Raw genomic sequence first — 25,559 nt, forward strand, 5'->3', positions numbered from 1 at the left:
GAAACGACAGATGTCGGACCGAATCTGCAGAACGGTCCGACATCCGTCGTTTCGGCCCCCGAGCCGTTACGACAGGTCTCGTCAGGAGATCGTGAGCAGCTGATGCCCGGCGGCCACCGTGGTGCCGGCATCCGCGTTGATGTTGCCGATCACGCCGTCTTTGTGCGCCTGCATGGGCTGTTCCATCTTCATCGCCTCGAGCACGACCACGAGGTCGCCCTTGACGACCTGCTGGCCCTCTTCCACGGCGATCTTCACGACGGTCGCCTGCATGGGCGACTTCACGGCGTCGCCGGATGCGCCGGCGGACGCGGTCTTGGCGTGGCGCGGCGGGACGGGGGACGGCGGCAGGGCGGCCGGCGGTACCTGCGGCGACCGTCACACGGTCGGGAAGGCTCACCTCGAGGCGCTTGCCGGCGACCTCGACGACGACGGTGTGACGGCTCTCGGCAGCGGCCGGCGATTCGAGCTCGCCGTCCCACGCCGGGATGTCGTTGTCGAACTCCGTCTCGATCCAGCGCGTGAAGACACCGAACTCGCCGTCCTCCGCCGTGAATGCGGGGTCGCGGACGACCTTGCGGTGGAAGGGCAGGACGGTGGGCAGGCCCGCGACCTCGAACTCGTCGAGCGCGCGGCGGGCGCGCTCGAGGGCCTCTGCGCGGTCGCGGCCGGTGACGATGATCTTCGCCAGCAGCGAGTCGAACGCGCCGGAGACCGAGTCGCCTGCGGTCACGCCCGAGTCGAGGCGGATGCCGGGGCCGCCGAACGTCTTGAAGACGTGGATCGGGCCGGGCTGCGGCAGGAAGCCGCGACCCGGGTCCTCGCCGTTGATCCGGAACTCGAACGAGTGGCCGGTCGGCGTCGGGTCGTCGTAGTCGATGGTGCCGCCGGCAGCGATGCGGAACTGCTCGCGCACGAGGTCGATGCCGGTGACCTCCTCGGAGACCGGATGCTCGACCTGCAGACGCGTGTTCACCTCGAGGAACGACACGGTGCCGTCCGCGCCGATGAGGAACTCGCAGGTGCCCGCACCGACGTAGCCGACCTCCTTGAGGATCGCTTTGGATGCGGCGTACAGCTGGCGGTTCTGCTCGTCCGTCAGGAACGGCGCGGGGGCCTCCTCGACGAGCTTCTGGTGACGGCGCTGCAGCGAGCAGTCGCGCGTGGAGATCACGACGACGTTGCCTGCGGCATCCGCCAGGCACTGGGTCTCGACGTGACGCGGCTTGTCCAGGTACTTCTCGACGAAGCACTCGCCGCGGCCGAACGCCGCGACTGCCTCGCGGGTGGCGGACTCGAACAGCTCGGCGACCTCGTCGAGTTCGCGGGCGACCTTGAGACCGCGTCCGCCGCCGCCGTAGGCGGCCTTGATCGCGATCGGCAGGCCGTATTCCTTCGCGAATGCGACGACCTCGTCGGCGGTCTCGACGGGGCCGGGGGTGCCGGGCGCGAGAGGCGCGCCCACCTTCTCGGCGACGTGACGCGCGGTGACCTTGTCGCCGAGCGATTCGATGGCTTCGGGGGAGGGGCCGATCCAGGTGAGGCCGGCGCCGATCACCGCGCGCGCGAAGTCGGCGTTCTCGGCGAGGAAGCCGTAGCCGGGGTGAACGGCGTCGGCGCCCGAGCGGCGGGCGATCGAGAGGAGCTTCTCGATCTGCAGATAGGTCGTGGCGCTCGTGTCGCCGTCGAGGGCGTAGGCCTCGTCGGCCAGGCGCGTGTGCAGTGCGTCCCTGTCCTGATCGGCATAGACGGCGACGGAGGAGATTCCCGAATCGCGAGCAGCGCGGATGATGCGTACGGCGATCTCACCGCGGTTGGCGATGAGCACCTTCTCGATTGGCATGAGTGCCAGCCTAGCGAGGTCGAGGGCGATATTTTTGAGCACTCTCCACAAGAAACGCGGAAGAACGTGGCGGGATGTCTACGACCACAGCTCCGGCCACGAGACGTCGAGCTGGTTCACCAGGCGCCGGATCGTCGACAGCGACATGCCGACGACGGTCGACGGATCCCCCTCGACGCGGGTGATGAACGCGCCGCCGAGGCTGTCGACCGTGAAGGCTCCGGCGACGTGCAGGGGCTCTCCGGATGCGACGTACGCGGCGATCTCGGCATCCGTGATGTCCGCGGCGAACGTCACGGACGCCTCGGCGACGGCGGTCGCCTCGCGCGGCTCCTGGCCGGGCCGGATGCGGAAGACCGAGTGCCCGGAGTGCAGGACACCGGTGGCACCGCGCATCTCCCGCCAGCGCCGGGTGGCCTCGTCCGGCGTGTACGGCTTGCCGTACACCCGGCCTCCGAGGGCGAACATCGAGTCGCCGCCGATGACGATGCCGTCGAACTCCGGCGTCTCCGCCGCGAGCCGCCGTGCGACGTCTGCCGCCTTGGCGCGCGCGAGCAGCAGCACCAGTTCGTCGGGCGGCAGGTCGGCCCCGCGGTCGGCCGCGGCCTGCGCGGTCACGGCATCCTCATCGGTCTCGGGCGCTCGCGTGAGCGGCTCGATCCCGGCCTGCCGCAGCAGCATGAGGCGAGCGGGGGACGTGGACGCGAGGCAGACCTGCATGGACTCCACCGTATCCTCGAAGGATGGCCCCCTCAGCATCCGACCTGCTCGATCTGGACATCACCGGCATCGCCCACGGCGGCACCTTCATCGCCCGTCACGAGGGGCGTGTGGTGTTCGTCGCCGACGCGATCCCAGGGGAGCAGGTGCGCGCCCGGATCACGGACGCGTCGAAGCCGTCGTTCTGGCGGGCGGAAGCCGTGGAGGTTCTGGATGCCTCGCCACATCGCCGGGCGCACGTCTGGGCTGAGGCCGACATCTCCCGGGACCCGGACGACCGCGCCGGCGGTGCCGACCTCGGCCACATCGCGCTCGACCACCAGCGCGTCCTCAAGCGGCAGGTGCTCGCCGAGGCGCTGGACAAGTTCGCCGGCGGCGGTCTCGAGGCGCCCGAGGTCTCGGCCGTCGACGACGGTGACGGCACCCGCTGGCGCACGCGCGTCTCGCTCCACGTCGATGACGACGGCATCGTCGGGCCCTACGCGGCCCGCAGCCACCGGGTGATCCCGGTGACGTCGTTCCCGCTTGCGCGTGCCGGCGTCGAGGCCGAGGCGCTCGCTCTGAAGAACCTCAAGCCCGGACGCGTCGACCTCGTCGAATCGGCCGACGGCGCGGTCCACGTGCTGCGCAGACCCGAGCGGGGCAAGCGCCATGCTGCTCCGGCGATCATCGAGCGGGTCGGCGACCGCGCCTTCCGCCTGGATGCCGACGGCTTCTGGCAGGTGCATCCCGCCGCAGCGGCCACGCTCGATGCGGCCGTCCGCCGTGCGCTCGACGGGCGCGTCGATCCCTCGGCCACGCACCTCGACCTCTACGGCGGCGTCGGCCTGCTCGCCCCGTCGCTCGCCGCGGCCGGTGCGACCGACATCGTGACGGTCGAGTCGAGCAGGCAGGCGACCGGGCACGCCGCGGACAACCTCGCCGACCTCGGTGCGACGGCCGTCACCGCGCGGGTCGACCGGTATCTCGCATCCCTCCCCGAGGGATCCGCCGCCGGCGCCGTCGTGCTCGACCCGCCGCGCGCCGGAGCGGGCAAGACCGTCGTCGAGGGCGTTCACGCGCTGCGCCCGGACGCGATCGTCTACGTCGCCTGCGACCCCGTCGCGCTCGCGCGCGACCTCGGCACGTTCCGAGGGCTGGGGTGGGAGGTGCAGTCGCTGGACGCCTTCGACCTGTTCCCGCACTCGCACCACTTCGAGGCGATCGCCCTCATGACCCGCTGACGCGCGGGGCGGTCGATAGGCTGACTGCATGAGCAGGGTCGCGCTGATCGACGATCACGAGTCCGTCCGTCTGGGACTGGAGCTCGCGTGCGAGCGCGCCGACGAGGGCACTGTGGTCTTCTCGGGCAGCACCGTCGGGTCGTATCTGGACTGGCGGACGGGGACCGGCGCGACGCCGGCGGACGTCGTCGTGCTCGACCTGACCCTCGGCGACGGCACGACGGTCACCGAGAACGTGACCGCGCTCGTCGCGGACGGTGCGAGCGTCGTCATCCACAGCGTCGCCGACCGGCCGGCAGCCGTGCGCGAGGCGCTCGCCGCCGGTGCGGCCGGTGTCGTGAGCAAGTCCTCGTCGCTCGACGACGTTCTCCACGCGATCCGCACGGTCGCGTCGGGCGAGGCGCTGAACAACGTCGAATGGGCCAGCGCCGTGGAGGGCGACCGGGAGTTCGCCGACGCGCAGCTCTCCGTGCGCGAGCGCGACGTGCTGCGCCTCTACGCGACGGGCCTGCCGCTCAAGGCCGTCGCCGAGCGCCTGGGTGTCGCCTATTCGACCGCCAAGGAGAACATCACCCGGGTGCGTGTGAAGTACGTCGAGGTCGGGCGCCCTGCGCCGACCAAGGTCGATCTGCTTCGACGCGCCATGGAAGACGGCATCGTCGCCTCCGACGGAGCCGTGAGTGCAGGCTGACGCCGCTCTGCGGGCGGCGTGGGGACAGATCCCGTCGCCGGGCACCGCGGGCACGGAGTTCGAACGCTTCACGGGCAAGCGCATGGAGCGCATCCTCGCGACCGTCGTCGCGATCGGCTCGGGGATCCTCGGCGTGCAGGCGCTGTTCGCGGCTTTCGCGGGGCAGGGCGAGAAGACCTCGTTCGTCCAGTACATGCTGCTGCTCATCGTCTACGTGCCGCTCGTCGCGATGCTCGTGGCCTGCGTTGTCGGTCGTGCCGTGCGCGTGGTCGCCGGATGCTTCGCGGTGATCTACGTCGCGGCGCTCGCCGCCTGGCCGTACGTCGTCGAGTCGCACGGCCTCAGGGCGGGCCAGCCGTGGATCTTCTTCCTCGTGAACGTCGGCGTCGTGGCCGCCATGCTCGCCTTCCCCATGTGGACGCAGGTGCTCTGGGCCTTCGGGGTGCCGCTCGTGTACGGGTACGTCCGGCTTGTGGAGGGGGAGTTCACCGGGGCGTACTGGACGCGCACGGCATTCGACGTGTCGTTCACGATCATCCTCGGCGTCGTGATCGTGTCGCTGGGCTGGATGTTCCGCTCGGTCGCCGCGGGAGTCGACGAAGCCCGCAGCAAGGCGGTGGCCTCGTACGCTTCGGCGGCGGCGGGAGCGGCGGCCGAGGAGGAGCGCGTCGCGATGGCCGCACTCATGCACGACAGCGTTCTCGCGGCGCTGATCGCGGCCGAACGCGCCGACTCGGACCGTGCGCGCGATCTCGCCGTCGCGATGGCGAGGGAGGCGCTCACCAGGCTCGCCAACACCGAGGCTGCGGTCGCGCAGGAGGGCAGCGACGATCCGGTCGGCGCCGCGCAGATCGTGGCGGAGTTGCGGCGCGCGCTGTCGGAGCTCGGTGCCGACGCGATCGTCGAGGAGCGCGGAACCGGCGGTCTGATCCCGGGGAGAGCCGCGCGAGCGCTCGTGCTCGCGGCACGGCAGGCGATCGGCAACGCCATCGCGCATGCAAACGGACGCGGCCTGCACGTGATCGCTGAAGGCCACGGCGACGACGGGCTGACGGTGACGGTCGTCGACACCGGTCCCGGATTCGATCTCGACGAGATCGGCGAGGATCGTCTGGGCATCCGCGCCTCGATCATCGCGCGGATGGCCGGGGTCGCCGGATCGGCGAGCATCGATTCGGACGCTACGGGCACGCAGGTCACTCTCGGCTGGCGGCGATCGTGAACCGGTCGGTGCGCAGCGTCGCCACGGCGATCGCCGTCGGCTTCGCGGTCTACTTCGCTGCTCGTGCGGTGTGGTGGACGGTTCAGCCGTCGGCGCCGTTGCTGATGGTCGCTGCGATCCTGCTCTACCTCATCGTGATCATCGCATCCGTGCTCGTCGACGGCCCGATCGGGGTCCGACTGCCGGCATGGTGGGGCGGGATCGCGATCGCAACCGGCATCGTCGTCCCCGTCCTCGTGAGCACCTCGCTCCTGCCCGCGCATCGCACCGAGCCGTTCGCCACCTGGTACATCGGGGGATTGGGCCTGTTGGCCGTCGTGTGCATCGTGCGGCGCCGGCCGGTGGTCGGCTGGCTCGTCATGGCCGTGCTGATCGTGACCTCGAGCATCTATCTCGGTCCGCTGATCGCGCTCGAGCTGGGCCTGGTCGGCTCGATCATGTGGGCGGTCGTGGCTCACCTGCTCGTGCTGTTCTGGGACCGGGCCGTGAAGGACACCGAGCATCTCGCCGACATCCAGCGGGCCGTCTCGGCCTGGCACGCGACGCAGCTCGTGCGTCAACGGGAGCGCCGGGTCCGCGTCCAGTACGCGCTGGGCGCCGCAGGGCCCGTGCTCACCAAGACCATCGCGTCCAGGGGGCAGCTGACCGACGATGATCGTCTGCAGGCGCGGCTTGCCGAGGGGCGCCTGCGGGACGAGCTGCGCGGTGCGAGCCTGCTCAACGATGCGGTCCGCGGCGCCATCCATGACGTGCGCCTCCGCGGGACGGCCGTGACCGTCTTCGACGAGGGCGGGCTGGACGAGCTGGACGAGTCGCGTCGCGATGAGATCCGAAACGAGCTGGCCGATGTGATCTCCCGGGCGCAGGCGGAACGGGTCATCATCCGTGCGGCCCGTGACGCGCGAACGGCGGTCACGGTGGTCGGGCGCACGGGAGCGGGAGATTCGTCCGATGACGACGCCGTGGGGCTCTGGCACGAGATCCCGCGGGAGCGCCGGGCCGACGCCGCGAGCTGAGCGGTGCGCTGGAGCGCACCGAAGAGAAGGGCGAGGGGCGGCGAAGCCGCCCGCCCCTCGCCAGATGCGGTGTGGTTACCCGAAAACCCACCGCAGGAGATCGATCACCGTCTGCCTACCCTGGGGCAGAGAGACCGATCGAACGCGAAGCGTCGATATCAGTCTGACGACGCGCAAGAGGTTTGTCTGTAGGTATTTCGGGGGACAACGATGCGACTGAATACGTTCAGCCGGAGAAGCGTCCCCAAGGGATGTCACGGCGCAACGGCGCGCGCATCGGACGCTGCGTGCGCTGCCACGCCGAGATCCGCGGCGTCTCTGCGACGGCTGCGGCCGCTTCGCGCTCGTAGGTGTCGGAGACGACCGCGATGAGCGCGGCCAGTTCCTCCTCGTTCGCGCTGCCGCGGACGATGCGCAGGTCGGGGGATGCGTGCTCGCCGGTCACAGCGGGATGTTCCCGTGCTTCTTCGGGGGGAGCTCCGCGCGCTTGCCGCGCAGGGCACGCAGCGCCTTGGCGATCGAGACGCGGGTGTTCGCCGGTTCGATGACGCCGTCGATCTCTCCGCGCTCGGCGGCGAGGAACGGGCTCGTCACGCTGTACGTGTACTCGTTGGCGAGCCGCGTGCGGACGGCGGCGACGTCCTCGCCCGCCTCTTCGGCGCGCTTGATCTCGTTGCGGTACAGGATGTTCACGGCGCCCTGCCCGCCCATGACGGCGATCTCGGCGGTCGGCCAGGCGAGGTTGACGTCCGCCCCGAGCTGCTTGGAGCCCATGACGATGTACGCGCCGCCGTACGCCTTGCGGAGGATCACGGTGACCAGCGGGACGGTGGCCTCGGCGTAGGCGTAGATGAGCTTGGCGCCGCGGCGGATGACGCCCGTCCACTCCTGGTCGGTGCCGGGCAGGTAGCCGGGGACGTCGACGAGGGTGACGATCGGGATCGAGAACGCGTCGCAGAAGCGCACGAAGCGGCTGGCCTTCTCGCCGGCCTCGATGTTCAAGGTCCCGGCCATCTGCGAGGGCTGATTGGCGATGATGCCGACCGAGCGCCCCTCCACGCGTCCGAAGCCGATGACGATGTTCGGGGCGAACAGCGGCTGCACCTCGAGGAAGTCGTCGTCGATCACGTGGTCGATGACGGTGTGGATGTCGTAGGGCTGGTTCGCGGAGTCGGGGATGAGGGCGTTGAGGGTGCGGTCGGCATCCGTCGTCTCCCACTCGAAGCCGGACTCGTAGCCGGGGATCTCGGCCATGTTGTTGTCGGGCAGGAACCCGAGGAGCGTGCGCGCGTAGTCGATCGCGTCGTCCTCGTCCTCTGCGAGGTAGTGCGCGACACCCGAGCGGGTGTTGTGCGTCAGCGCGCCGCCGAGCTCCTCCATGCCGACGTCCTCGCCGGTCACGGTCTTGATGACATCCGGTCCGGTGACGAACATCTGGCTGGTCTTGTCGACCATGATGACGAAGTCGGTGAGGGCGGGGCCGTAGACCGCACCGCCGGCAGCCGGGCCCATGATGATCGAGATCTGCGGGATGACGCCCGAGGAGCGGGTGTTCAGGCGGAAGATCTCGCCGTACTTGCTGAGCGCCAGTACGCCCTCTTGGATGCGGGCTCCGCCGGAGTCGAGGATGCCGATGATCGGCATGCCGCTGGTGAGGGCGAACTCCATGATCTTGATGATCTTGTCACCGGCCACCTCGCCGAGCGAACCGCCGAAGGTGGTGAAGTCCTGCGAGTAGACGGCGACGGTGCGGCCGTGGATGGTGCCGATGCCGGTGACGACCGAGTCGCCATACGGGCGGTTGCGGTCCATGCCGAACGCGGTCGTGCGATGACGGACGTACTCGTCGAACTCGACGAAGCTGCCGGGGTCCACGAGCAGCTCGATGCGCTCGCGGGCGGTCATCTTGCCCTTGGCGTGCTGCTTCTCCTGCGCGATCTTCTCGGGCTCGGTGACCGCCTCGTTCAGGCGGGAGCGGAGGTCGGCGATCTTGCCGGCGGTCGTGGAGAGGTCAGGGGTGTCCGTCACGGATTCCACCCTAGCGCCGGGATGCCGCGCCACGTTGGATGCCTCGCACAACGGGGCGCCCGTTCCTTTGGCGGGTCGAGCAAAGCCCCGGCGCAGGTGAGAATCAGACGGTGCCCGACGACAGCTCCTCGTAGGCCAGTCTGCCGAGCAGTCGGATGAACTCCGCGCGCCGGTCCTCGCGCGCGAAGAGGTGATCGACGAGCCTGTTGTTGGTGTCCTGATTGCTGAGCACGGCGCCAGTGACGGCATCCGAGAGGTCGGGCGACTCGAGGAACTGCGTCTGCGAGTTCGCCGCTGCCTGCGCGCGGATGCGGTCGTCGTCGACGAGGACGGTCACGACGCCCTGCGCCCATGACTCGACGCCCGAGGACGTGAAGTCCTCATCGGCGAACAGCTCGTTGATGCGACCGAGGATCTCGGCGAGCCGCGCGAGCTTCGGATCGCGCGCCTGACCCGTTCCGCCGGAACCGGGAGGGTCCATGGGCGATGCCGTGCCGGCATCCAGGTCGAGGGTGTGGTCCCCGCTGCGCGTCTGCTTGATGTGCGTGAGCTCGACGGTCGAGAAGTCGATGGGGTCCTTGGTGACCCGCCCGGTGAGGCGGGGGAGCAGCAGGCGCAGGTACAGCGACCGCTTCTCGAGCCCGGTGTCGCCGTAGTCGAAGATCTGCGACAGGAAGTCGTACATGCGCACGAACGTGCCGACATCCTTGCGGAACAGATCCAGAGCATCCTGCTCGATCTTGTCCTCTGCGGCCACCGCGGCCGCATAGCGCTGATTGAAGCGGTCGGATGCCGCCTTCAGGGGCGCCGTGTGCGGACCGTGTTTGGGCAGCGTCGCGGCTGCGAGGAACGCCTCGGTGAACGCGTCGATCTCGGCTTCGGTGTAGACGCCCGCACTATCCAGTTTGACCTGCAGGTCATGGATCTGGTCGGGGTCGCTGGTCTCGCTGAGTTCGGCCGTGCGGTGATACTGCCGGAACGTCTCGAGGATCTTCTCAGGGTCGTTGACGAAGTCGAGGATGAAGGTGGTGTCTTTGCCTCGCGCAGGGTAGGTGCGATTGAGGCGCGACAGCGTCTGCACGGCCGTGACGCCGTCGAGGCGCTTGTCGACGTACATCGCGCACAGCAGCGGCTGATCGAAACCGGTCTGATACTTGTTCGCGACGATGAGGATCTGGAAGTCGTTCGAGGCGAACGCGGCCGGGAGAGTTCGCCCCCGCAGACCTGTGTTGAGGTTCGCCTCGGAATACGGCGGCTCGACCCCGGCGAACGCGACACCGGGAACCTGTGCGGCGGTCATCGTGCCCGAGAACGCCACGAGTGTGGCGAGCCGGTACTTCTTCGAGGCGATATAGGCATCGATCGCCTCCTTGTAACGGATGGCATGCTCGCGGGACGACGTCACGACCATCGCCTTGGCGTGGCCGTCGAGCAGGTGCCGCACGTTCGCGCGGTAGTGCTCGACGATGATCTGCACCTTCTGGGCGATGTTCGTCGGGTGAAGTGAGACCCAGCGCATCAGGCCCTTCGTGGCCTCGGCCTCGTCGACCTCGTCCACGAGCTGCAGGTGACGCTTGGTGCGCTCTGCGAGTCGGAAGGCTGTGTCGTAGGTGGTGTAGTTGCGCAGCACGTCGAGGATGTAGTCCTCTTCGATCGCCTGGCGCATCGAGTAGACGTGGAACGCCTGCGGGATGCCGTCGGCATCGGGCCGTCCGAACAGCTCGAGGGTCTTCGGCTTGGGAGTGGCGGTGAACGCGAAGAACGAGAGGTTGGGGGATGCCGCGCGGGCGGTCATCTGCGCGGCGAGAACGGCTTCGGCATCCAGCTCTCCGCCGTCGTCGAGCGCCTCCTGCTCGCCGGTGGTGAGCACTTCCCGGAGCTTCTGCGATGCGCTGCCCGTCTGGGAGGAGTGCGCCTCGTCGGCGATGATCGCGAACCGGCGGTCGGCGAGCCCCTTGTTTTCCTGGATCGCGGTGAGCGCGAACGGGAACGTCTGCAGCGTGACGATGATGATGAGCTTGCCCGACAGCAGCGTCTGGGCGAGCAGGCCCGACTTCGAACCCTCGCCGGCCTTGCGCACCTCGTCGGCGTTGATCGTCGCGACCGTGCCGTCGACGCCTTCGATCTGCTTGATCGCCTTCTGCAGCTGGTCGTCGAGCACCGTGCGATCGGTGATGACGATGACGGAGTCGAACACCTTGCGATCGTCATCGTCGTGCAGATTCGCCAGGCCGTGGGCGAGCCACGCGATCGAGTTCGTCTTGCCGGATCCCGCGGAGTGCTGCACGAGGTAGCGCTGGCCAGGGCCCTCGTCGCGGGCCGCCTGGACGAGCGAGGTCACGAGCTCCCACTGGTGGAAGCGCGGGAACAGGAGCGTCGTGCTCTTGGTGACCTCGCCGGTGATCGGGTCGGTGGACGTGGACTTCTCGATATGCAGCAGGCGACCGATGATGTGCAGCCATGCGTCGCGCTGCAGAACCCGTTCCCACAGGTAGCTCGTGGCGGCGGCGCCCGGGTTTACCGGGTTGCCGGCGCCCTGATCTCGCCCGAGGTTGAACGGCAGGAAGCGCGTGCCGGGGCCCGCAAGGCGAGTGGTCATGGCGACTTCGTCGGTGGAAACGGCGAAGTGGACGAGGGCACGGTTGGCGAAGCCCAGGAGAGGCTCGCCCTTGGGATCGCGGGCGCCGCGGTACTGTGCGATCGCGTCGTCGACGGACTGCGTGTTGTCGGTCTTGAGCTCGAGGGTGGCCACCGGGATGCCGTTGACGAACAGCACCAGGTCGATCGACGCGTTGCGCTTCGTGGAGTAGAAGACCTGGCGAACGACGCGCAGGCGCACCGCCTCGTAGTCTCTGATCGACTGGGCGTTGCGGGTCGTCGCAGGCTTGAACGCGCACATGCGGAACGATGCCGGGGTCTTCTTGAATCCGCGCCGGAGGACGTTGAGCGTGCCACCACCGGCATCCAGCGGGACATCGAGCGACTTCACCAGTCGGTCGAGGAGCTGTTCCTTCGCTTTGGCCTGCTCGGCCTCGGATGCCTCAGGCTTCACGATCTTGGCCCACTCATCGGGCTGCGTCTGCTGCAGCCAGGCGAAGACGTCTTCGGGGAAGAGAGCGCGGACCTTGTCGTAGCCGTGGGTGTTCTCGGGCTCGTAGATCCAGCCGTTCGCGGCCAGGTGATGGCAGATCTCGTCTTCGAACGCCTTCTCGTGTTCAATCCCCATGCATGTAAGCATGTCGCATTTATGCGTGCGGCGTCGGCAGTGTGCACGGGGAGTGCGGCGCCTCGTGATCGAGGCGCCGCGTGGTCAGGCTGCCGGGCGTTCGATGCGTCGCACGCCTGCGAGGTCGACAGTCTGACGTGCGTGCCACAGGTCGTATGCCTGCTGCATCGTGAGCCAGCTCTCGGCGGAAGCGCCGAGAGCCTTCGACAGTCGGAGAGCCATCTCCGGTGTGACCCGCGCGGTGCGATTCAGGATGCGGTTCAGCGTAGACGGCGCCACGCCGAGTTCGATGGCCAGCTCCCGCGCGCTCATCTCCCATTCCGCGAGGTACACGTCAGCGATGATTTCGCCGGGATGCGGCGGATCGTACATGGGGCCGATGTCGTCGTTCATCAGTGATAGTCCTCGTAATCCAGAATGTAGGCGTCGCCGCCATCGAATTCGAAGGTGACTCTCCAGTTTCCGTTGACCCAGATCGCCCAACGGCCTGCGCTCTGCCCCTTCAGTGGATGGAGCCGGAACCCGGGCCGGTCGACATCGTCGATGGAAGCCGCAGAGTCGATCACGGCCAGTTGCAGTTTCAGCCTCCGTGCATGCTGGGGTTGCACGCCGGTGGCCTTGCCGGATTCGAACAGTACTCTCAAGCCCTTGTGTCGGAAGGACTTGATCATCGCTCAAGCATAGCGTGTTGCGCAACGCGAATCAATGGAAGGGGCGCAATCAGTGCCCCGTGCCGTTCGTCAGACAGTTCGATGAATCATTCAGCGTGCTACGGTGTGCTACATGTCGACCGCGAGCACGATCAGTCACCGAGAGATGCGTAACAACAGCGCCGAGGTGCTGCGACGTGTCGAGGCCGGCGAGACGATCATCGTCACGAATCACGGGCGCCCGGTCGCGCAGCTCGGTCCCGTCGAGCGCTCGGCGATCGACGACCTGATTGCACGGGGAGACGTGCGACCTGCACTCCACGGGCCGGAGGTGCTGCGCGGACTCCGACGAGCGAAGCTCGCCGACGGCGTGACGAGCGCGGATGTCATCGCCGACATCCGCGGATACGACCGCGGATACTGACCGTGCTCGCGTATCTGGATACCTCGGCGGCGCTGAAGCTCGTCATCGACGAGCCCGAGTCCGACGCGATGGAGGAGCTCATCTGGGATGAAGAACGGGTTGTCGTCTCTTCGTGGCTTCTGCACACCGAGCTCCACTGCGCGCATGCACGGCGAGAGGGAGTCGGATCGGCGCTCATCGACGCGGTGCTGGGAATGACCCGACTGGCCGAGGTGCACAGGGCCGACCTGATCGCGGCTGCGGGTCTCGAGCGGTTGCGCACGAACGACGCGATCCACCTCGCGACCGCAGTACGGCTCGAAGCGCAGGAGATGATCACCTACGACGCCGAGCTCGCCGCGGCCGCGTCGCGCCTCGGGATGCGTGTGCTCTCACCGGGCCTCGCCCGCCGAACCCCGGACTCTAGCCTGCAGGAACCTCGATCTGCCCGGTGACCGCCGCCGTGATCAGCGCAGCGCGCCGCTCCTTCGAGAGCTCAATGAACCGCTCGGCCTTCGCGATGAGGGTGTCGATCTGGTCGAGCTCAGATCGAAGAGCCGCCACAATCGTGTGTTGCTCATCGATCGGAGGAAGTGGGATGCGGAGCGCTGCAGCGATTGGTTGATAGATCGTCTTGTGCGTCGAACCGATCATGAGAGACAGCAGGTGGTCGCGCATCGCTCGGAACGTGTACATGAGGTACTCGGGAATGATCCGCGGTCCGCACACCCAATTCCAGAAGTCCTGACTAGTTGCCATCGGCACGGGCATGATCCCGGAGAATCCGACTGAGGCGGTGCGTGACAGGATCACCGTCCCTGCCGGCAACAGATCGGCCGCCGAATTTGCCAGGCCGAGTTCACTGATATTGCTCGCAGTCTCGCCGAGGAACGTCCGCCGAGCGTCGCGCAGTTGCCACACATCGGCCAGGGTGAACCACGGAATCGTCGTGTTCTCCCAGAACTCGGGATTGCTCTTGCTTGGGGTGTGTCCTGTCCGCATGTCAGCAACCCGACGGATGTTCAGCTCCGTCCAGTGCGAAGGAGTCCGACGTGCCCAATCCAGTGAGCTCTCGGTGAGAACCACGCCACTTTCGACCCCTTGCGTCACTGCCTCGAGAATCCGGGCAGCCCGCCGCTCCCGGAGGCCGGCAATGAGCTGCTCCTGCTTCGCGATGAGCGTGTCGATCTGGGCGGTCTCGCGGTCGAGGTAGTCGGCGATCGCTGTCTGCTGACGTCTCTCGAAAGCAGTCACGGGAAAACTCTGGACGAAGTTGGTCGTTACGCGTCGGAGGTTTCCCACACCTTGCAATGAGGCTGCACCGAGCTGAAGGAAGGGAAGAGAGCGTGCGATGTACGCGAGGAATCGCGGGTCAGAGTGGCTCTTCGCGCGCAGCACGTGGACTTCCGTGGTCGCGGCGCCAAAGCCTGTTTGGATGTTCGCCGGGAAAACTCTCCCCGCTTCGAACGTCGGCGTGATCTTGGGTAACAGCACATCTCCGGATCGGAAACGGGTGTACCCGCTCGCGACTGTGGACTTCGTTGCGCGCCGTGAGAGGTCGGCTCGACCGTCAGCCCAGCAAGCTTCCAGCGGCATGAACGTAATCGACGCGTCGGAGGGAGCCTCGTCGAACTCCGGCACGGGCGGATTGACCTCCGCGAGGCGTCGAAGCGCGACGCTCACCGCTCCACTTCCCGAAGCAACTCCATGATCTCGCCGACGAGCTGGTTGAGTTCGGCGTCGATCTCTTCGAGGGGTCTCGGCGGCACGTACTCGTAGAAGTGCCGTGTGAAGGGGATCTCGTAGCCGATCTTGGTCTTCGCGGCATCCACCCAGGCATCCTCGACGTGGGGGAGGACCTCTGCTTCGAAGTACGCCTGGATCACAGCATCCCGGGCGGATTCGCCCTGCTCGTTGCCACCCCAGGTGAACGGCACGTTCTCGGTGTCGCGCAGCTTCGGATCGGGCTTTGCATTGCCCTTGCGATCGCGGACGATCTCGTCATCTTCATTGCGGAGCGGACGCTCGACAGTGATCGTCCAGTATCCGAACTCGTCGTTGCGGAAGATCTTCGAGTGCTTCTGCTCGACGTGCTCGTCGTACAGCCGCACGATCTCGGCTCTGTTCGCGGCAGAGACCTCGCGGTTCTTCTGCCCGAGGTTCTTGCGCAGCTTCGACCAGAATCCGGTGCCGTCGATCAGCTGCACGGTTCCGATGCGCTCCGCCGGCTTGGCGTTGTCGAGCAGCCACACATACGTGGCAATGCCGGTGTTGTAGAACATGTTCGTCGGCAGCGCGACGATGGCATCCACCAGATCATTCTCGAGCAGCCACCGACGGATCTGGCTCGGACCCGACTCGGCCGCACCTGTGAACAGCGGTGAGCCGTTCAGGACGATCCCCGCGCGCCCGCCACCCTCGTGCACAGGCCGCATCTTCGTCGCCAGGTGCTGCAGGAACAGCATCTGCCCGTCGCTGATCGGCGGCAGTCCACCGGGAAAGCGACTGAGCTCGCCGGCATCCTGAATGTGGGCCTTCACCGCTGCCTGCGACGCCTTCCAGTCCACCCCGTACGGCGGATTCGAGAGCGCGTAGTCGAAGTGCTGCCCGGCGAACAGGTCGTCCGACAGGGTGTTCCCGAGCCGGATGTTCGTGGCATCCTGCCCCTTCGCGATCATGTCGCTCTTGCAGATGGCGTACGACTGCGGGTTGATCTCCTGGCCGTACAGACGCAGCCTCGCGTCGGGGTTCATCTCGAGCAGATGCTCTTCGGCGACCGACAGCATCCCACCCGTCCCTGCGGTCGGATCGTAGATCGACCGCACGACGCCTTCGTTCGCGAGCGCCTTGTCGTCGCCGGCGAACAGCAGATCCACGATCAGCCGGATCGCGTCGCGCGGAGTGAAGTGCTCTCCGGCGGTCTCGTTCGACGCCTCGGCGAACTTGCGGATCAGTTCTTCGAACAGGTCGCCCATCGCGGCGTTCGGCAGCGCATCGGGGCTGAGGTCGACGTCGGCGAAGCGCTGGACGACGAGCAGCAGCCGGTTGCTCTCGGCCATCGCCTCGATCTGGTCCTCGAACTTGAACCGGTCGAACACATCGATGCTCTTCGAGAAGCCCGAGATGTAGTCGACGAGATTCGCCTGGAGCCCCTCCGGGTCGCCGAGCAGGCGCGGGAATGTCCACGAGGTCGTGTTGTAGAAGCCGAGTCCAGTCTGCTGACGGATGCGCACCTCGCGCAGATCATCGTTGTCGGTGCCGGCGAGCACCTCGGCGATCGCCTCGCGATGGGCGGTCATGATGCCGTCGAGCCGGCGCAGGATCGTCATCGGCAGGATGACGTCGCCGTACTGATGCGGTTTGAACGGGCCTCGGAGCTGATCCGCAATCTGCCACACGAAAGTTCCAAGGCTGCTCACCGCTTAACCATGGCATAAATGCCCACTCCTGAATGCGCGTGGCTGGACTGGGTGGCGCTTGGATGCTGGAGGGATGAAAGCGCCCCGGTCTCGAGCCTCCGAGCATGTCGGAATGCTCATCCGAGACCTCCGCGCCAAAGCCGGCATCCCGCGCGCCCGGCTGGCCGACCGCGCCGACATGGACGTCTCGCACCTCGCCCGGATCGAATCCGGCGACGGCAACCCGACGCTGTTCGTGCTGATCCAGCTCGCCACCGCACTCGACGTCAAGCCCGAGGTCTTCATCACAGGCCTCACGGCCGCAGACCTGCCCGAAAATCTCAAGCCCTACTCCGAAGCCGACTTCCGCCGCGAGCTGCGCCGCCGCGAGGGCGCCTGACGCTTCGACGGGCTGAGCGGCCGGGTGCAGCGGCCGCCGGCTCAGTGGCCGGCGGCGGGCGGCGCATCACACAACGAACCGCCACACGTACTCCAGACCGTCGGCCGGCCGGAACCAGGCGAGCGTGACGACCACCTCGTCGGGGTCTGCTGCGCACAGGCACAGTTCGATGTCCTCCGACGGCAGCACCTGGCCCCACAGTTGCGTGCCGTCGGCGCGCTGGTCGTCGCGGAAAACCCGGACGAAGTCCGCGCTCTCAGCGCTGCCGTTCGTGACGACGGGATGCTGGGGGTCGGCGCGATCGATCAGCCACGGAACGCGATAGGCGGGCGGAGGAGGGGCATCAGACGGATGGATGGCTCGCAACATGCCGCCACGCTAGGAACGACCGCCGACGCCGAGTGCGGCATCGGAGTGCCCAGGCAACGACCGGGGGAGAAGCCCTATGAAGCCGAGTCTGTGGAGAGCGAGTCGATCTCGTGTCCGCCGAGGGCGTCCTGCGATGCGATCGCATCCGTCGAGCCGGCGCCGTTCTTCCTGCCCGCACGGCCCACGGTCCGCGCGACCGTGCCTGCACCGCGCGAGACCACGCCGGCGACGCCGGTGATGGCCGAGCCGGCGTAGCGGACTCCGCGCAGCATCCGCCGTTCCAGCTTCTCGGCGCCGGCATCGGGCTCGAGCTCCGCAGGGAGCACGGCGGGTGCGAGGCCGAACGCCTTCCGCGACGTGGTCAGCACGCGTCGGCCGAGCAGATGGTTGCCCGCGCCGCCGACGGCGGCGCCGATCCCGAACGGCATCGCCTTGCCGACCAAGGATGCTCCGCCTGCGGCGGCGAAGTGCTTCACGAACCGGGTCTTGAGCTGGTCGACGACGGGACCGATCGCAGCCCGGGGCAGCGACTTCGTCACGAGCTCGCCCCAGTAGGACGACCGGTTCGCGCCCTTCCCCGTGGCCTGCCGGGCCAACTGGCCGACGAGATCCACGCCCTCCTTGCCCAGCATCAACGTCATCACCAGGGCGCGAGCCCGGTCGGGATTCTCGATCGCGATGCCGTGCACTTCGGCGAGGGACTGGGCGAACAAGGCCGTCGACTCCAGGAACCCGAGCGTCTCCACTCCGGACAGCGCCAGCGTCACACCGGTGCCGATCCCCGGCACGACCGCGGTCGCACCCACCGCTGCGCCACCCGTCGTGACAGCAGCGAGGTAGCGGCGCTCGAGGATGCGGACGATGCGGTCCGGCGTGGCAGTCGGATTGCGCAGACGGATGCTGCGGATGTGCGCCAGCACGAGCGGCCGCTGAATCGAGAGCACCTTGTCGAGCCCCCGCACGGTCAGCGGATGCTCGTCGGATCCCACTGGCGGCACGCCCTTGTCCCAGGCGGAATCATCCGGCAGCGAGTGGATCTTGTGCACCTTCTTGGCCATGGGCAGATCCTATGCACGTCGTCCGCGAGAATGCCGAAAGCCCGGCCCCACGCGGGACCGGGCTTTCGGAACGAGGCTCAGACGAAGAGGTTCGCGCGCTCGAGGTCTTCGGCGAAGTCGACCTCGACGGCGTAGAAGTCCGAGACGTCCATCGGCTCGAGCAGCAGGCCGTCCTCGGCGATGGCCAGCTCCAGGCCGCCCTCGAAGTACTCCTGGTCGTCGACGCGCGCGAGCTGGCGCATGAAGGCCTTCTTGTACGTCGACGAGATGTAGTTGATGCCGATGGCCTCGCCCAGGCCGCCCTTGACCGACTTGGAGAGCTCCTTGATGAACCCCTCGGCGGTGACGGTGTACTTGACCTCTTCGTCGCTCACCTTGGAGGTGTTCACGGAGACGAATGACTGGTCGCGCTCGATGTACTCGATCGCGCGTCCGAGGATGCGGGGGTCGAAGACGACGTCGCCGTTCATCCACAGCACGCCCGCCTTGCCCGTCGCGCCCAGTGCGCGCAGCAGGCTCTTGGAGGTGTTCGTCTGGTCGTAGCGCTCGTTGTGCATGTAGTTGGCGTTCGGGAACGCCTCGATGACGGTCTCGGCGCGGTATCCGACGACGGTGGTGATGCGAGCCTCGCCGCCGAAGACGGCGCGGATGTTCTCGTGCTGCTGCTGCATGATGGTTCGGCCGTCGCTGAGCTGGGTCAGCGGCTTCGGCAGTGCGCGCCCGAGGCGCGATCCCATGCCTGCGGCAAGAATGACGGTCTGAAGAGTCACGAATACTCCTAAAAAGAATCTGTGTTCACGGCCGGTTCACCGGCCAGACACTTCTTCGTGCCGTGGATCATGCTAGCGATGCCCGCTGGGAAGCCCCGGGGTGAGGCCTGCCCGTTGCCGTTTCGTGATCAGGTACACACCGAATCCACAGGTGCGCGATCCGGAACATCTCCTGTGCCGATTGTTTCGTCGGACCCCGAGAAAGTCCAGGGCCGTTGATACGTTAGGACGGTGACTGCTCCAGTGGATGACCACGACGAACAGCCGGATGTCGCCTCCGCCGCACCGGCCGAGGAGAAGGCGGCCACCACGCGGACCTCGGCGGTCAGGATCGTCGCCGCGCGCCCGACCAAGAAGCCCGCAGGACGCGCGTCCGCACCGCGCACGACCGCGGCCAAGGCTGCAGCCGTGAAGTCCGCCTCGGCGCGCAACGCCGCGGCGAAGGCCGATTCCGCGGATGCTGAGAACAAGGTCAAGGAAGCCAAGTCCGCCGCCGCGAAGCGAGCCGCAGCCAAGGCTGCCGCCACGCGGGCCGCGAAGGCCGCCGCGGCGCGGGAGGCGAAGGAGAAGGCGCAGGCCGAGCGCGAGAAGCAGGAAGCGCAGGCCGAACGCGAGAGGCACGAAGCGCAGGCCCTCGCCGAGGCAGAGGCGGCGGCGCTCGTCGCGCAGGAACCCGACGAGGCGACGGAGGAGCCGATCCTGCGACCTTCCGCTCCGGCCGCTTCTCCGGAACCTGAACTCGAGCCGGCACCCGCTTCGGGCTCGGAGTCCGAGTCCGAGCCCGAACCGGTGCCCGAACCGGAACCGGTGCCCGAACCGGAGCCCGAGCCCGATGCGGCGGCCGCCGCCGAGGCGGTGGTCGTCGACGTGCATGCGCCGGTGGCATCCGACGCGATCGTCGTCCGTGGCCTGGTCAAGGACTTCGGCGATCAGCGCGCCGTCAACGCGATCGACCTCACCGTGCCCGCCGGGACGTTCTACGGAATCGTCGGACCCAACGGCGCGGGCAAGACCACGACCCTGTCGATCCTCGCAGGCCTCCTGCGCGCTGATGCGGGCGAGATCGAGATCTGCGGCATCGACCAGGCGAAGAATCCGCTCGACGCGAAGCGCGTGATGGGCGTGCTGCCCGACCGGCTGCGCACGTTCGACCGCCTCACCGGCCGCCAGCTGCTGCACTACTACGGGCTGCTGCGAGGGCTCTCCGCCGACGTCATCGAGAAGCGCTCCGCCGATCTGGTGCGCGCCTTCGACCTCGCAGGTTCCGTCGGACGCGTCGTCTCGGACTACTCGGCCGGCATGACGAAGAAGATCATGCTCGCGGGAGCCATGATCCACTCGCCGCGCGTGCTCGTTCTCGACGAGCCGTTCGAGTCCGTCGATCCGGTCTCATCCGCCGTGATCCTCGACATCCTCCGCGCCTACGTCGATCATGGCGGCACGGTCATCCTCTCCAGCCACGGCATGGACCTCGTCGAACGGGTGTGCTCCCGCGTCGCGATCATCGTCGGCGGTGAGGTCCTCGCCGAGGGCACGGTGGACGAGGTGCGGGCGGGGCAGACGCTCGAGTCCCGCTTCGTCGAGCTCTCAGGAGGCGCGAGCGAGGTGGAGGGGCTCGAGTGGCTGCACACGTTCTCCGACTGAGGCTCGCCCTCATGTTCGGCGCCCTCCGGGGCGACCGGGTCGTGCGCACCATCGCCGGGGTTGTCGTCCTGGCCGCGGTCACTGTCGCCGTCTGCGTCGCGCTGCTGAGCCTCGCCGATGCGCCGCTGCCGGTGGCGAGGACTGTGATCGTCCTCGGCGGGGCAGCCGCGGTCCTGGGCTTCCTCGTCGGGCCGATCCTCACCGGCACCGCGGATCAGCTCGATCCGCGACGCTTCCGCGTCTTCGGCGTCGATGTGCGCGCGATGCCGTGGATCCTCGCGCTCGGCGCCCTCGTCAGCGTGCCGTCGATCGCCCTTGCGGCCGTGGCCGTGTGCTTCGTCATCACCCTCATCGCGCTGGGAACTCCGCCGGTCTTCGCGATCCTCGCCGCGGTGTTCGGAGTGCTGTCCCTCGCGATCGCCGCGCGCATCGGCATGGCCGTCAGCGCGCTGCTGCTCCCCGAGCGGCGCTCGCGCGAGCTCACGGCACTGTTCGTGCTCGCCGTGATCGTCGTCGCGTTCCCCGCGGCCGTCTTCTTCGCCTCGCTGGAATGGGACGGTCTCGTGCCGGATGCCGTGGCATCCCTCGCCTCCGTGATCGCCTCGACCCCGTTCGGGGCGGTGCCGGGCTTCGCCCTCGCGGTCGCCGCCGGCGACGTGCCCGGAGCGTGGCTCAGCGGACTCGTCGCCCTCGTCACCGTGATCGCATTGGGCGCGTTCTGGGCATGGCTCGTCGCACGCCTGCTCACGCACACCGATCGGCCGGCGACGGCGCGCGAGCGGTCGGGTCTCGGATGGTTCGGGCTGCTGCCGTCGAACGCCTTCGGCGCGATCGCGGCCCGCAGCCTCGTCTACTGGTCGCGCGACCGCCGGTACATCGTCAACGTCGTGATCGTGCCGATCGCCGGGGTGCTGACCGTGTTCCCGCTGCTGGTCGCGGGCGTTCCGCTGTACATCGCCGCCCTCGTGCCGGTGCCGGTGATGGCTCTGTTCTTCGGCTGGCTCCCGCACAACGACGCCGCGTACGACTCCACGGCCCTGTGGATCCACGTCGCCAGCGGCGTCCGCGGCGCGGCAGACCGCTTCGGGCGTCTGGTGCCGATCGCACTCGTCGCGCTCCCCGTGCTCGCCATCGCGATCCCCGTCAGCCTCGCCCTCGTGGAGAGCTGGTACCTGCTCATGCCGATGATCGGCCTTGCGGCCAGCCTGTTCCTCGGCGGACTCGGCGTCTCGAGCATCCTGTCGGTCACCTCGCCGTACGCCGTCTCGAGGCCGGGCGACAGCCCGTTCCAGCAGCCTCAGCGTTCGGCATCCCGTGCCGGATACGCCCCCGCGATCGGCTTCATCGCGACCCTCGTGCTCAGCGCACCGACGATCTGGCTGTTCGTCATGACCATCCTCGAGAACGACGCCTACAACCCGGCGACGTTCTGGGTCGGACTCGCCACCGGCGTCGTCGTGCTCGCCGCCGGTGCGATGATCGGCGGGCGCGTGTGGGATCGCGGCGGTGAGCGCCTCATGGAGTTCGTCGAGACCGCGTGAGACCGCCCGCGCGGGGCTTCCGACGATTAGACTCAGCGCATGAGTACTCCGCTGGACAGCCCCGATCAGGGCGGCGTGGCAACGCTTGATCGCGAACTGGAAGAACTTCTCAAAGAAGAGAATCTCGAGCCCGGCGACCACGAGCGCTTCTCGCACTACGTGAAGAAGGACAAGATCCTCGAGTCCGCCATCACCGGCAAGCCCGTACGCGCGCTGTGCGGCAAGAAGTGGACGCCAGGGCGTGACCCGGAGAAGTTCCCGATCTGCCCGACCTGCAAGGAGATCTACGAGTCGATGGTCGGCTGAGACCGTTCGACAGGCGCACGGGTCGGCTCGACGGGCTCAGGGCTCGGCGATTACTCCTGATCGACGAAGACCGTCGGGATGGCCGGGTCGGACTTGCTGAGCGCGAGCGCGCGCACCGGCAGCTCCTCCCGCACGCGCAGGTGGTGCTCCCGCGCGGATGCCGTACCCGCCGTGCCCTCGTACGACTCATCGATCTCGCCGGCGTCGACGAGCACGACCTGGAGCGGGCGCGAATCGGGGTGCTCCGCCGCCGTGCCGAGCGCCTCGAAGCCGTCGGAGACGACGATCGTCTCGGATGTCGCGACGCCGCTTGAGAGCGTGCGGAACGCCGCCTTGCGGCCGCCCTTGGAGCCCTTGTCCGCCGAGGCCTTCGCCACCGGAACCCAGGAGCCGGTCGCATCCTGCCTGGCGACGAGCTTGTAGACCATGCCGGCCGTCGGGTAGCCCGAGCCGGTGACCACCGACGTGCCCACGCCGTAGAAGTCGACGGGGGATGCCGCGAGGGCCGCGATCGCGTACTCGTCGAGATCGCTCGTGACGGTGATCTTCGTGCCCGTCGCGCCGAGCTCGTCGAGCTGGGTGCGCACGGCGGCGGCCACGGTCGGCAGGTCTCCGGAATCGAGTCGGACTCCGCCGAGGCCGGTTCCGGCGACGCGGATCGCGGTGTTCACACCCTCGCGGATGTCGTAGGTGTCCACGAGCAGCGTCGTCCCGGTGCCCAGGCTGTCGATCTGCGCGCGGAAGGCGTCCTCCTCGGTGTCGTGCAAGAGCGTCCACGAGTGCGCGGCGGTGCCCATGGTGGGGATGCCCCATCGGCGTCCCGCCTCGAGGTTGCTGGTCGCGCCGAACCCGGCGATGTACGCGGCGCGTGCGGCAGCGACCGCGGAGTGCTCTGCGGCGCGGCGCGAGCCCATTTCGGCCAGGGGGCGCTCGCCGGCGGCGATGCTCATCCGTGATGCGGCGGTGGCGACCGCGGAGTCGTGGTTGAGCACGCTCAGCGCCAGGGTCTCGAGCACGACGGCATCCGCGAACGATCCCTCGACGGTGAGGATGGGGGAGCCGGGGAAGTACAGCTCGCCCTCGCGGTAGCCGTGGATGGACCCTGCGAACCGGTAGTTCTCCAGGTACGTGAGCGTCTCGGCATCCACCACGTCGTTGTCGCGCAGGAACCGCAGCTCGTCGTCGCCGAAGCGGAAGTCGCGCAGCAGCGAGAGCAGTCGCCCCGTTCCCGCCACGACGCCGAAGCGCCGTCCGCCGGAGAGGCGCCGGGCGAAGAGCTCGAAGACGCTGGGTCGCGCGGCGGTTCCGTCGCGCAGGGCCGCGCCCAGCATGGTGAGTTCGTAGCGGTCGGTGAGCAGCGCCGTCGACGAGGTCATCCGCTCAGCTTAGTGTCGAGCGCCTCCGGCGTTTCGGCGGGCTCGATGACCGGGAAGGGTAGGCTGGGGACTCATGAACGCGGCACCGATCGGCATCTTCGACTCCGGTGTCGGCGGACTGACCGTGGCCCGCGCGATCCGCGCCCAGCTGCCGCGCGAATCCTTCGTCTACATCGGCGACACGCTGCACTCGCCGTACGGTCCCAAGCCCATCGCCGACGTCCGCCGCTACTCGCTGGAGGTGCTCGACACGCTCGTCGACCAGGGCGTGAAGATGCTCGTGATCGCCTGCAACACGGCATCCGCCGCGATGCTGCGCGACGCCCGCGAGCGCTACGACGTGCCCGTCATCGAGGTGATCGGCCCCGCCGTGCGCCGGGCCATCTCGACGACGCGCAACGGGCGCATCGGCGTCATCGGCACGGTCGGAACGATCGGATCGCGCGCGTACCAGGACATGCTCGAGGTCAACGAGCAGCTCGAGGTGTTCACCGCTGCCTGCCCACGGTTCGTCGAGTTCGTCGAGGCGGGCGTGACCGGTACGCCAGAGGTGATCGCGACGGCCGAGCAGTACCTCGCGCCCCTGCGGGATGCCGGCGTCGACACGCTCGTGCTCGGATGCACGCACTACCCGTTCCTGCGCGGCGCGATCAGCTACGTCATGGGCGAGGGCGTCTCCCTCGTCTCCAGCGACGACGAGACGGCCGGCGACGTGTACCGGCAGCTCATGCGGAGCGATCTGCTGGCCCCGCCGGATGCGCGGGCGACCTACGTGTACGAGGCCACCGGGGAGTCCACCGAGGAGTTCACCGCCCTCGCGAACCGCCTGATGGGCACCGAGGTCCGCGATGTGCAGCACGTGCAGACCGGTGTCATCACGCTTCCCGACCTCTCAGAACTCGCCGACGATTCGGCATCCGACCCGAAGGAGACCCATGTCTGACATCGTCCGCGCGGACGGCCGCGCCACCGACGAGCTCCGCGAGATCACGATCGAACGCGGCTGGAGCGCGAACGCCGAGGGCTCGGCCCTCATCAGCTTCGGCGGCACGAAGGTGCTGTGCACGGCATCCTTCACGAACGGCGTCCCGCGCTGGCTGACCGGCAAGGGCAAGGGCTGGGTCACGGCCGAGTACGCGATGCTGCCGCGCGCCACGAACAGCCGGAACGATCGTGAGAGCGTCAAGGGCCGCATCGGCGGACGCACGCACGAGATCTCGCGTCTGATCGGCCGTGCGCTGCGCGCCGTCGTCGACACCAAGGCGCTGGGCGAGAACACCATCGTCATCGACTGCGACGTGCTGCAGGCCGACGGCGGCACCCGCACCGCCGCGATCACGGGCGCGTACGTCGCGCTCGCGGACGCGATCGAATGGGGTCGGGAGAAGAAGTTCATCGGCAAGAGCGCCACGCCGCTCATCGACTCGGTCGCCGCGGTGTCGGTCGGCATCATCGACGGCGAGCCGATGCTCGACCTGCCGTACGTCGAGGACGTCCGCGCCGAGACCGACATGAACATCGTCGTCACCGGTCGCGGTCTGTTCGTCGAGGTGCAGGGCACCGCCGAGGGCGCCCCCTTCGACAAGCGGGAGCTCGACGCTCTGCTCGAGCTCGGCGTCGCCGGATGCGCGACGCTCAAGGAACACCAGCTCGCAGCGCTCGCGGGCGAGTGATC

24 protein-coding genes and 1 pseudogene are annotated in these 25,559 nt (G+C 68.2%); 12 read left to right on the forward strand and 13 right to left on the reverse strand.

What is annotated here, in order from left to right:
• Window positions 1-81: 81 nt before the first annotated feature.
• Window positions 82-1,843, reverse strand: a pseudogene (locus HWX58_RS02935) (acetyl/propionyl/methylcrotonyl-CoA carboxylase subunit alpha).
• A 78-nt stretch (window positions 1,844-1,921) separates the two neighbouring features.
• Window positions 1,922-2,563 carry a Maf family protein gene (locus tag HWX58_RS02940; RefSeq protein WP_175985553.1) on the reverse strand — a complete coding sequence of 214 codons (642 nt, stop codon included), beginning with the start codon at window positions 2,561-2,563 and terminating at the stop codon, window positions 1,922-1,924.
• Between the two features lie 23 nt (window positions 2,564-2,586).
• On the opposite strand from HWX58_RS02940, the gene HWX58_RS02945 reads away from it, so the two are divergent.
• Genes HWX58_RS02945 through HWX58_RS02960 form a run of 4 tightly spaced genes read left to right on the forward strand, consistent with a single transcriptional unit; the run spans window position 2,587 to window position 6,715 of the window.
• Window positions 2,587-3,786: a class I SAM-dependent RNA methyltransferase gene (locus HWX58_RS02945; RefSeq protein ID WP_175985554.1), complete on the forward strand. Its 1,200-nt coding sequence runs from the start codon at window positions 2,587-2,589 to the stop codon at window positions 3,784-3,786.
• Window positions 3,787-3,814: 28 nt separating this feature from the next.
• Window positions 3,815-4,477, forward strand: coding sequence for a response regulator transcription factor (locus HWX58_RS02950; protein ID WP_175985555.1), 663 nt, complete (start codon window positions 3,815-3,817; stop codon window positions 4,475-4,477).
• Entirely contained in the window at window positions 4,467-5,699 is a 1,233-nt protein-coding gene (locus HWX58_RS02955) for a sensor histidine kinase (RefSeq protein WP_175985556.1), read from the forward strand. Before HWX58_RS02950 ends, HWX58_RS02955 begins: the two co-directional genes overlap by 11 nt.
• Window positions 5,696-6,715 (forward strand): hypothetical protein, encoded by a 1,020-nt coding sequence (locus HWX58_RS02960; protein WP_175985557.1) that lies wholly within the window; start codon window positions 5,696-5,698, stop codon window positions 6,713-6,715. The genes HWX58_RS02955 and HWX58_RS02960 overlap by 4 nt, the downstream gene beginning before the upstream one ends.
• Before the next feature lie 226 nt (window positions 6,716-6,941).
• Here HWX58_RS02960 and HWX58_RS02965 read toward each other — a convergent pair whose 3' ends face one another.
• The 5 genes from HWX58_RS02965 to HWX58_RS02985 form a co-directional block, all read right to left on the reverse strand.
• Window positions 6,942-7,160, reverse strand: coding sequence for an acyl-CoA carboxylase subunit epsilon (locus HWX58_RS02965; protein WP_175985558.1), 219 nt, complete (start codon window positions 7,158-7,160; stop codon window positions 6,942-6,944).
• Window positions 7,157-8,752 (reverse strand): acyl-CoA carboxylase subunit beta, encoded by a 1,596-nt coding sequence (locus HWX58_RS02970; protein ID WP_175985559.1) that lies wholly within the window; start codon window positions 8,750-8,752, stop codon window positions 7,157-7,159. The genes HWX58_RS02965 and HWX58_RS02970 overlap by 4 nt, the downstream gene beginning before the upstream one ends.
• Window positions 8,753-8,846: 94 nt before the next feature.
• Window positions 8,847-11,969: a type I restriction endonuclease subunit R gene (locus HWX58_RS02975; RefSeq protein WP_175985560.1), complete on the reverse strand. Its 3,123-nt coding sequence runs from the start codon at window positions 11,967-11,969 to the stop codon at window positions 8,847-8,849.
• 84 nt (window positions 11,970-12,053) lie between these two features.
• Window positions 12,054-12,362 carry a HigA family addiction module antitoxin gene (locus HWX58_RS02980; protein WP_227531085.1) on the reverse strand — a complete coding sequence of 103 codons (309 nt, stop codon included), beginning with the start codon at window positions 12,360-12,362 and terminating at the stop codon, window positions 12,054-12,056.
• Window positions 12,362-12,640 (reverse strand): type II toxin-antitoxin system RelE/ParE family toxin, encoded by a 279-nt coding sequence (locus HWX58_RS02985; protein ID WP_175985561.1) that lies wholly within the window; start codon window positions 12,638-12,640, stop codon window positions 12,362-12,364. Before HWX58_RS02985 ends, HWX58_RS02980 begins: the two co-directional genes overlap by 1 nt.
• A 112-nt stretch (window positions 12,641-12,752) precedes the next feature.
• On the opposite strand from HWX58_RS02985, the gene HWX58_RS02990 reads away from it, so the two are divergent.
• Entirely contained in the window at window positions 12,753-13,043 is a 291-nt protein-coding gene (locus HWX58_RS02990) for a type II toxin-antitoxin system Phd/YefM family antitoxin (RefSeq protein WP_175985562.1), read from the forward strand.
• Window positions 13,044-13,045: 2 nt separating this feature from the next.
• Window positions 13,046-13,477: a type II toxin-antitoxin system VapC family toxin gene (locus tag HWX58_RS02995; RefSeq protein ID WP_175985563.1), complete on the forward strand. Its 432-nt coding sequence runs from the start codon at window positions 13,046-13,048 to the stop codon at window positions 13,475-13,477.
• Here the strand turns inward: HWX58_RS02995 and HWX58_RS03000 are convergent.
• Both HWX58_RS03000 and HWX58_RS03005 read right to left on the reverse strand, forming a co-directional pair.
• The gene (locus HWX58_RS03000; protein ID WP_175985564.1) at window positions 13,446-14,705 is read right to left on the reverse strand and encodes a restriction endonuclease subunit S; all 1,260 of its coding nucleotides are present in this window, start codon (window positions 14,703-14,705) and stop codon (window positions 13,446-13,448) included. The genes HWX58_RS02995 and HWX58_RS03000 overlap by 32 nt on opposite strands.
• Window positions 14,702-16,441, reverse strand: a complete 1,740-nt coding sequence (locus tag HWX58_RS03005; RefSeq protein WP_175985565.1) for a type I restriction-modification system subunit M — start codon at window positions 16,439-16,441, stop codon at window positions 14,702-14,704. The genes HWX58_RS03000 and HWX58_RS03005 overlap by 4 nt, the downstream gene beginning before the upstream one ends.
• A gap of 112 nt (window positions 16,442-16,553) precedes the next feature.
• Here HWX58_RS03005 and HWX58_RS03010 point away from each other — a divergent pair, with 112 nt between their 5' ends.
• Complete coding sequence (locus HWX58_RS03010; RefSeq protein ID WP_175985566.1) at window positions 16,554-16,820, forward strand: helix-turn-helix domain-containing protein; 267 nt, start codon at window positions 16,554-16,556, stop codon at window positions 16,818-16,820.
• Window positions 16,821-16,886: 66 nt separating this feature from the next.
• Here the strand turns inward: HWX58_RS03010 and HWX58_RS03015 are convergent, their stop codons facing one another.
• The 3 genes from HWX58_RS03015 to HWX58_RS03025 form a co-directional block, all read right to left on the reverse strand.
• On the reverse strand, window positions 16,887-17,189 hold the full coding sequence (locus HWX58_RS03015) for a hypothetical protein (RefSeq protein ID WP_175985567.1): 303 nt from the start codon (window positions 17,187-17,189) through the stop codon (window positions 16,887-16,889).
• A 74-nt stretch (window positions 17,190-17,263) separates the two neighbouring features.
• The gene (locus tag HWX58_RS03020; protein WP_250646056.1) at window positions 17,264-18,247 is read right to left on the reverse strand and encodes a hypothetical protein; all 984 of its coding nucleotides are present in this window, start codon (window positions 18,245-18,247) and stop codon (window positions 17,264-17,266) included.
• 77 nt (window positions 18,248-18,324) lie between these two features.
• A complete protein-coding gene (locus tag HWX58_RS03025; protein ID WP_175985568.1) occupies window positions 18,325-19,017 on the reverse strand; it encodes a phosphocholine cytidylyltransferase family protein in 693 nt (230 codons plus the stop codon).
• 231 nt (window positions 19,018-19,248) lie between these two features.
• On the opposite strand from HWX58_RS03025, the gene HWX58_RS03030 reads away from it, so the two are divergent.
• From HWX58_RS03030 to HWX58_RS03040, 3 genes are read left to right on the forward strand one after another with little or no spacing between them, the layout of a single operon-like run.
• The gene (locus tag HWX58_RS03030) at window positions 19,249-20,661 is read left to right on the forward strand and encodes an ABC transporter ATP-binding protein (protein WP_250646057.1); all 1,413 of its coding nucleotides are present in this window, start codon (window positions 19,249-19,251) and stop codon (window positions 20,659-20,661) included.
• Entirely contained in the window at window positions 20,637-22,202 is a 1,566-nt protein-coding gene (locus tag HWX58_RS03035; protein WP_175985569.1) for a hypothetical protein, read from the forward strand. The genes HWX58_RS03030 and HWX58_RS03035 overlap by 25 nt, the downstream gene beginning before the upstream one ends.
• Before the next feature lie 39 nt (window positions 22,203-22,241).
• On the forward strand, window positions 22,242-22,508 hold the full coding sequence (locus tag HWX58_RS03040; RefSeq protein WP_175985570.1) for a DUF3039 domain-containing protein: 267 nt from the start codon (window positions 22,242-22,244) through the stop codon (window positions 22,506-22,508).
• Between the two features lie 50 nt (window positions 22,509-22,558).
• Here HWX58_RS03040 and HWX58_RS03045 read toward each other — a convergent pair whose 3' ends face one another.
• Window positions 22,559-23,884: a nicotinate phosphoribosyltransferase gene (locus HWX58_RS03045; protein ID WP_175985571.1), complete on the reverse strand. Its 1,326-nt coding sequence runs from the start codon at window positions 23,882-23,884 to the stop codon at window positions 22,559-22,561.
• A 73-nt stretch (window positions 23,885-23,957) separates the two neighbouring features.
• On the opposite strand from HWX58_RS03045, the gene murI reads away from it, so the two are divergent.
• Both murI and rph read left to right on the forward strand, forming a co-directional pair.
• Complete coding sequence (gene murI, locus HWX58_RS03050; RefSeq protein WP_175985572.1) at window positions 23,958-24,827, forward strand: glutamate racemase; 870 nt, start codon at window positions 23,958-23,960, stop codon at window positions 24,825-24,827.
• Window positions 24,820-25,557: a ribonuclease PH gene (gene rph / locus HWX58_RS03055; protein ID WP_175985573.1), complete on the forward strand. Its 738-nt coding sequence runs from the start codon at window positions 24,820-24,822 to the stop codon at window positions 25,555-25,557. The genes murI and rph overlap by 8 nt, the downstream gene beginning before the upstream one ends.
• The last annotated feature ends 2 nt before the right edge of the window (window positions 25,558-25,559 follow it).

The organism is Microbacterium tenebrionis (assembly GCF_903645325.1).
Classification (GTDB): Bacteria; Actinomycetota; Actinomycetes; order Actinomycetales; family Microbacteriaceae; genus Microbacterium; species Microbacterium tenebrionis.

Excerpts from the sequence above, each read along its gene's own strand:
- HWX58_RS02940 (WP_175985553.1), bottom strand. The coding sequence starts at position 2,563 with ATGCAGGTCTGCCTCGCGTCCACGTCCCCCGCTCGCCTCATGCTGCTG.
- HWX58_RS02945 (WP_175985554.1), top strand. The coding sequence starts at position 2,587 with ATGGCCCCCTCAGCATCCGACCTGCTCGATCTGGACATCACCGGCATC.
- HWX58_RS02950 (WP_175985555.1), top strand. The coding sequence starts at position 3,815 with ATGAGCAGGGTCGCGCTGATCGACGATCACGAGTCCGTCCGTCTGGGA.
- HWX58_RS02975 (WP_175985560.1), bottom strand. The coding sequence starts at position 11,969 with ATGGGGATTGAACACGAGAAGGCGTTCGAAGACGAGATCTGCCATCAC.
- HWX58_RS02980 (WP_227531085.1), bottom strand. The coding sequence starts at position 12,362 with ATGAACGACGACATCGGCCCCATGTACGATCCGCCGCATCCCGGCGAA.
- HWX58_RS02985 (WP_175985561.1), bottom strand. The coding sequence starts at position 12,640 with ATGATCAAGTCCTTCCGACACAAGGGCTTGAGAGTACTGTTCGAATCC.
- HWX58_RS02990 (WP_175985562.1), top strand. The coding sequence starts at position 12,753 with ATGTCGACCGCGAGCACGATCAGTCACCGAGAGATGCGTAACAACAGC.
- HWX58_RS03010 (WP_175985566.1), top strand. The coding sequence starts at position 16,554 with ATGCTCATCCGAGACCTCCGCGCCAAAGCCGGCATCCCGCGCGCCCGG.
- HWX58_RS03015 (WP_175985567.1), bottom strand. The coding sequence starts at position 17,189 with ATGTTGCGAGCCATCCATCCGTCTGATGCCCCTCCTCCGCCCGCCTAT.
- HWX58_RS03020 (WP_250646056.1), bottom strand. The coding sequence starts at position 18,247 with ATGGCCAAGAAGGTGCACAAGATCCACTCGCTGCCGGATGATTCCGCC.
- HWX58_RS03040 (WP_175985570.1), top strand. The coding sequence starts at position 22,242 with ATGAGTACTCCGCTGGACAGCCCCGATCAGGGCGGCGTGGCAACGCTT.
- HWX58_RS03045 (WP_175985571.1), bottom strand. The coding sequence starts at position 23,884 with ATGACCTCGTCGACGGCGCTGCTCACCGACCGCTACGAACTCACCATG.
- murI (WP_175985572.1), top strand. The coding sequence starts at position 23,958 with ATGAACGCGGCACCGATCGGCATCTTCGACTCCGGTGTCGGCGGACTG.
- rph (WP_175985573.1), top strand. The coding sequence starts at position 24,820 with ATGTCTGACATCGTCCGCGCGGACGGCCGCGCCACCGACGAGCTCCGC.